Raw genomic sequence first — 5,464 nt, 5'->3', positions numbered from 1 at the left:
GGGGGGGGCGCCCCCGCGGGCGGGGCGCGGCGCGCCCCGCGCCCCCACCCCTCCCCCGCGGCCCCCCCGCCGCCCCCGCGCGGGGCCGCCCCCCCCGCGCCCCCCCCCGCCCGCGCCTGTCAGACGAACCCGAAGACGGGCGGGAAGACGATCGCGACGATCGCGGCCCATGCCGCGTACACGGGCAGGAACCGGGTCTGCCAGGCCACGAGGTCGGCGAACGGGCGACGCCCGCGCAGGAACGCCGTCGCCAGCACCGCGGACCACACGAGGTGGACGAGGAGGAGCAGGTTGAGCCCGAGCGCCGCAGCCTTGTTGGGGCTCACGCCGAACTCGGCGATGCGCGTGAGCATCGCGGTGAGCGCGACGGCGTCGACGGCGAGCGCCGCGACGACGAGGACGACCTGCAGCCCGTCGAAGAACGACCGCGGCGCCAGCGGGTCGCGTGCGGAGACGGAGTACAGGAGCAGGCACAGGACGAGGACGAGGATCGCGTCCATGAGGATGAGCAGCTCGCGGTCGACGGCGGCGAGGTTCCCCGCGGTCGCGAGGACGACGAACACGGCGAGGAGCATGACGAGCGTGAGGGGCGTGAAGACGCGCGTGAGCACGGGCGCGATGTTCTCGACGACGTTCTGCTTGGCCTCGACGAGCCACGCGGCGACGATCAGCGCGGCCGGGACGCACAGCGGCAAGATCCAGTCCTCGAGGTACGGCTCGAGGTCGACGTCGGCGAGCGAGAAGACGCCCGCGGTGAGGCCGAGCAGGACGCCGCCCCCGAGCGCGAGGAGCGTGTAGTACACGGCGAGCTCGCCCGTGAAGCGCGCGAAGTCCATGCGGCGCGCGTCCGAGCGCCAGCGCCCGCCGACGTACGCGAGACCGACGACGGCCCACAACGTCACGGGGGCGCTCAGCGCCGCGAGCACGAGGGTCGAGCCCGTGGGCTCGAACGGGTACACGTTGAGCACGACGCCCAGCACGACGAACGGCACCGCGAGCGCTCCGACGACGCGGGCGGTGACCTGGCGCTTCCACGCGAGGTAGGCCGTGAGGAACGGCAGGACGAGGAGCCCGACGTTGAGCACGACCGTCATCTCGTCGAGGACCGCCGTCGCGACCTTGACCGCGACGCCCGCCGCGACGGCGAGCCCGAGCACGACCGCGAGCTCGCGCCACGACCGCGTGCGACCCGTGGGCTGCTCGCCGACGAGGACGAGCTGCTTCCACAGCCGTTCGGAGTGCTCCTGCGCGAACTCGCGCGACAGGTCGTCGAGGGTGCCCATGCGCTTCACCGCGACGAGGAACGCCTCGTCGTCGTCGAGCCCGGTCGCGCGCAGGTCCTCGACCCGATCGCGCAGGTGGTCCTCCATCTCGTCGACGTCCGCCGCGGAGATGGCCTCGCGGCGGCGGACGTACCCGCGCCACTGGTCGATCTGGGCCTCGAGCGCGGCGTGCGGGCCGGGGCTCGCCCCGTCCGCCGGCGCGGTCGCGGCGCCCATCAGGCCCACCCCTCCGCGACGCGCGGCGGGCCCTGGAGCCCGTCCTGCGCCGTGCGCCAGACCTGGTGGAGCGCGTGCGCGACGACGTCCCACTGCGCCTGGCGCTCGACGAGCGCCTCGCGCCCGGCCGCGGTGATCGCGTAGTGCTTGCGGCGCCGACCGACGTCGGACGTGCCCCACGACGCCTCGACGAGCCCGAGCCGCTCCAACCGGTGCAGCAGCGGGTACAGCATGCCGTCGGTCCACTGCATGCGGCCGCCCGAGAGCTCGTCGACGCGCTTGAGGATCGCGTAGCCGTACGACTCCCCGTCGGCGAGGATCCCGAGCACGAGGGGGGTGGCCGACGCGGCCACGAGGTCCTTGTCGATACGCATGGCACTCCTATGCCTAGTTCTTCTAGGGATACTAACCCTAGCAGATCTAGGGTTGGACTGGGGGCCGAGCGGTCTAGCGTGGTTCCTGCCGACGCAACCGTGGCGTCCCGACCGGAGCGCGCCTCGCGCCGGCAGCGACCGGGGAGTCCGCCATGCCTCGCACGTACCTCTTCGCCCTGACCGACGGCGGCGGGACGGTCCCGCCGGAGGTGGGGGCCGTGCGTCGGCTCGTGGACCGCGGGCACCGCGTCCGGGTGCTCGCCGAGGACTCGATGGCGCCCGAGGTGCGTGCGACGGGCGCGGCGCTCGTCCCGTGGCGCACCGCGCCGAACCGGCCCGACCGCGACCCGGCGCACGACCCCCTGAAGGACTGGGAGGCGCCGAGCCTGCTCGCGCAGGCGCGCGACATCGGTGACCACGTGATCGCCGGGCCCGCGCCGGACTACGCGCGCGACGTCCTCGCGGCCGTCGACGACGGGCGGCCCGACCTCGTCGTGACGTCCGTCTTCGCGTTCGGCGCGATGGTCGCGGCGCAGTCGCGCGGGATCCCGTTCGACGTCCTGATCCCCAACGTCTACGCCCTCCCCACGTCCGGCCGCACGCCGTTCGGCGCCGGGCTGAGGCCCGCGCGCGGGCCGCTCGGGCGGCTGCGCGACCGCACGATGACCGGCCTCTCGACCCGCGTGTTCGACAGGTACACCCGCGACCGGCTCAACGCCCTGCGCGGCGACCTGGGCCTCGACCCGCTCGCCCGCTCGTGGGAGCAGATGAGTGCCGCGCGCCGCCAGCTCGTCATGACGAGCCCGGCGTTCGACCTCCCCGGCCCGCTGCCTGCGAACGCCCGGTACGTGGGGCCCGTGCTCGACGACCCGGCGTGGGCCGACGACGTCCCGTGGGCCGCGCCGCCGGGCGACGACCCGCTCGTCCTCGTCGCCCTGTCGTCGACGTTCCAGGACCAGACGGCGCTCCTGCGACGCATCGTCTCGGCGCTCGCGACGCTGCCCGTGCGGGGGATCGTCACGACCGGCCAGGGGATCCCGCCCGGGACGGTGCCGGGCACGGCGAACGTCGCCGTCGTCGCATCCGCGCCGCACCACGAGGTGCTGCGCGACGCCGCGCTCGTCGTCACGCACGGCGGTCACGGCACGCTCCTCAAGGCCTTCGCGGCAGGCTGCCCCGTCGTCGTCCTGCCGCACGGGCGCGACCAGGGCGACAACGCGGTGCGCGTCGAGCTGCGCGGCGCGGGCGTCGCGCTCTCCCGGAAGGCCTCGGCGGAGCGGGTCGCGCGCGCCGTCCGGCAGGTCCTCGACGACCCCGGCTACCGCCACCGGGCGGCCGCGCTCGGCGACGCGGTCCGGCGCGACGCCGAGCACAGCACGCTCGTCGCGGAGCTCGAGAACCTCGGCCCCGCGGGAGCCGAGCCGCCGCTACGGTGACCCGATGGACGCCGAGACCCACGCCCACCGCCTGCGCGCCCACCTCGACGCCGCGACGCCTGATGCGGTGCTGCGGCTGCGCGCCGTCGTGGACGCGCTGCCCGACGCCGCGGAGGAGGTCGTCGTGACGGTCTTCCCCGACCAGGACGGCGAGGGCACGCTCGACGTCGTCGTCTCGCTCGACGGTCCCGACGCGTTCGTCCTCGACCGCGCGGTCGAGCCGTTCCGCACGCTCTTCGAGGTCGTGCACGGCGAGGACGGGCCCATCCCCGCCGTGCCCCTCGTCGCCCCCGGGCTCGCGGCATACGACGCGCGCGACCTCGTCGTCGACACGGCCGCCGCGTGGGTCGTCGAGGTGTGGGACGCCGCGGCGCGGGGACGCTCGCGCGTCCCCGGCCGCGTGGAGGGCCACGACGGGTACGGCACCCGCGTCCCGCTCGCCCTGGAGCCCTGATCCGGCTGCGTGCGCTCAGGTGACGGCGGTCGCCTCGAGCTCGACGAGCTGTCCGGGGACCGCCAGGCGGGTCACCCCCAGCATCGTCGTCGCCGGAGCCACGCGCGCGGCCCCGAGCCGCGCGGCGAGCACCCCGTAGTGCTGGAAGAGCGCGTCGACGTCCGTCGTGTAGACGTTCAACCGGACGACGTCCGCGAGCGTCATGCGCGCCTCCGTCAGCACCGCCTCCAGGTTGTCCAGGCTCAGCGCGAGCTGTGCCGCGAGGTCGCCCTCGTGCTGGGGACGGCCGTCGCGCGTCATCGCCGTCTGCCCGGAGCAGAAGAGCGTCCGGGTGTGCCCGGAGACCAGCTCCGCCTGGTTGAACCCCAGCTCCTGCGACCACGCCACAGGGTTGATCGCCGTTCGTTCCGCTGCCATGCCGACTCCGTCCGACTCGTCCGACTCGGGCGCGCGTCGACCCTCGTGGCCGACGTCCCGCACACCCGTTCCCGAGCCTCTCGGCGATAGACGACACCTTCTGTCATGTATCCCGGTACGTTTCTCGGGTGCGCGCCGACCGGCTGGTCTCCCTGGTGCTGCTGCTCCGGCAGCGGGGCCTGTTGTCCGCGACCGTCCTGGCGCGCGAGCTCGAGGTGTCGACCCGGACGGTCCTGCGGGACGTCGAGGCGCTCTCCGCCGCAGGCGTGCCGATCTACGCCGAGCGCGGCCGGCATGGAGGCTTCGCGCTCCTGCCCGGCTTTCGCACGGAGCTCACGGGCCTCAATCCGGACGAGGCGCTCGCCGTGCTCGCCGCCACGTCGGGGCGGGGCGAGCAGGTGCTCGGCCTCGGGCCCGCGCTCGCATCGGCCGTCCGCAAGGTCGTCGACGCGCTTCCCGAAGCCCACCGTGACGCGGCCGACGACGCGGCCCGGCGGATCCTCGTCGAGCCGGACATCGACCTGCTCGCTCGCCGGCAGGCCGCCGAGGAGGTCCCTGTGGCAGTCCTGCGCGAGGTCCGGCGCGCCGTGCTCGGCGGGCGGAAGCTCCGGATCCGCTACGCCGCCGTCGGCCGGACGCCGGCCTCGCGCGAGGTCGACCCGGTGGGCATGGTCACCGCCCGCGGCACGGGCTACCTGCTCGCCACGGTCGGCGGGGCGGACCGTACCTACCGCCTCTCCCGGATCCTTGCTGCCGAGGCGCTCGCCGAACCGGCGGACCGCCCCGACGTCGTCGACCTCGAGCAGCTCTGGCGCGAGCGCAGCGCCCGGTTCCGGGCGGGTGACGACCAGGTCGTCGCGCGCGTCCGGCTCGCGCCGGACCGACGGGAGATGCTCGTGGGCACCGCGGTCTCCGTCGACGCCGAGTCCGTCGCCGACGACGGCCTGCTGGTGCTCGACGTGAGCTTCCAGGACCTCCGGCACGCCGTCTGGGCCGTGTGGCAGCTCGGGCCGGACGCCGAGGTGCTGGACCCAGCACCACTGCGCGACCTGCTGCGGGACCGCGCCGTCGCGACCGCGCGACGCTACGGGGCACCGGACGGCGCCCCGGCAGAAGGACGGCCCCGCCGCGGACGGCGCGGCGGGGGGGGCGGGGCGCCGCGCGGGGCGCCGCGCCACGACCTGGAGCCGCGCGAGGTCGGGGTCGGCCGCCGCCCCGAACGCGGCAAGGAGCTCGTCGTCGACGACGGACGCCGGGTCCGCGCCGCCGTCCGGAGCGTCCGCG

General features: G+C 75.4%; 6 protein-coding genes. 3 read left to right on the top strand and 3 right to left on the bottom strand.

Annotated features, from left to right (window positions below):
- Positions 1-119 precede the first annotated feature (119 nt).
- Together ACFWH7_RS05885 and ACFWH7_RS05880 are read right to left on the bottom strand one after the other, a co-directional pair.
- Positions 120-1,499: a permease prefix domain 1-containing protein gene (locus ACFWH7_RS05885; protein ID WP_378215534.1), complete on the bottom strand. Its 1,380-nt coding sequence runs from the start codon at positions 1,497-1,499 to the stop codon at positions 120-122.
- Positions 1,499-1,873, bottom strand: coding sequence for a PadR family transcriptional regulator (locus ACFWH7_RS05880; RefSeq protein ID WP_378215532.1), 375 nt, complete (start codon positions 1,871-1,873; stop codon positions 1,499-1,501). Before ACFWH7_RS05880 ends, ACFWH7_RS05885 begins: the two co-directional genes overlap by 1 nt.
- Before the next feature lie 152 nt (positions 1,874-2,025).
- Between ACFWH7_RS05880 and ACFWH7_RS05875 the strand changes: the two genes are divergently transcribed.
- Together ACFWH7_RS05875 and ACFWH7_RS05870 are read left to right on the top strand one after the other, a co-directional pair.
- Positions 2,026-3,309: a glycosyltransferase gene (locus ACFWH7_RS05875; RefSeq protein WP_378215530.1), complete on the top strand. Its 1,284-nt coding sequence runs from the start codon at positions 2,026-2,028 to the stop codon at positions 3,307-3,309.
- A 4-nt stretch (positions 3,310-3,313) separates the two neighbouring features.
- The gene (locus ACFWH7_RS05870; RefSeq protein WP_378215529.1) at positions 3,314-3,763 is read left to right on the top strand and encodes a DUF6389 family protein; all 450 of its coding nucleotides are present in this window, start codon (positions 3,314-3,316) and stop codon (positions 3,761-3,763) included.
- A gap of 15 nt (positions 3,764-3,778) precedes the next feature.
- On the opposite strand, the gene ACFWH7_RS05865 is transcribed toward ACFWH7_RS05870, so the two are convergent.
- The gene (locus ACFWH7_RS05865; protein ID WP_378215528.1) at positions 3,779-4,180 is read right to left on the bottom strand and encodes a RidA family protein; all 402 of its coding nucleotides are present in this window, start codon (positions 4,178-4,180) and stop codon (positions 3,779-3,781) included.
- 128 nt (positions 4,181-4,308) lie between these two features.
- Between ACFWH7_RS05865 and ACFWH7_RS05860 the strand changes: the two genes are divergently transcribed.
- Positions 4,309-5,464, top strand: a 1,156-nt coding sequence (locus tag ACFWH7_RS05860) for a helix-turn-helix transcriptional regulator (RefSeq protein WP_378215527.1), incomplete at its 3' end; no start/stop codon positions are given.

It is taken from the genome of Cellulosimicrobium cellulans, assembly GCF_042723955.1.
Taxonomy (GTDB): domain Bacteria; phylum Actinomycetota; class Actinomycetes; order Actinomycetales; family Cellulomonadaceae; genus Cellulosimicrobium; species Cellulosimicrobium cellulans_H.
This window is presented reverse-complemented; position numbering and strand designations above follow the sequence as displayed.

What these genes read in the sequence shown, in the direction of transcription:
- ACFWH7_RS05885 (WP_378215534.1), bottom strand. Translation starts at nt 1,499, where the DNA reads ATGGGCGCCGCGACCGCGCCGGCGGACGGGGCGAGCCCCGGCCCGCAC.
- ACFWH7_RS05880 (WP_378215532.1), bottom strand. Translation starts at nt 1,873, where the DNA reads ATGCGTATCGACAAGGACCTCGTGGCCGCGTCGGCCACCCCCCTCGTG.
- ACFWH7_RS05875 (WP_378215530.1), top strand. Translation starts at nt 2,026, where the DNA reads ATGCCTCGCACGTACCTCTTCGCCCTGACCGACGGCGGCGGGACGGTC.
- ACFWH7_RS05870 (WP_378215529.1), top strand. Translation starts at nt 3,314, where the DNA reads ATGGACGCCGAGACCCACGCCCACCGCCTGCGCGCCCACCTCGACGCC.
- ACFWH7_RS05865 (WP_378215528.1), bottom strand. Translation starts at nt 4,180, where the DNA reads ATGGCAGCGGAACGAACGGCGATCAACCCTGTGGCGTGGTCGCAGGAG.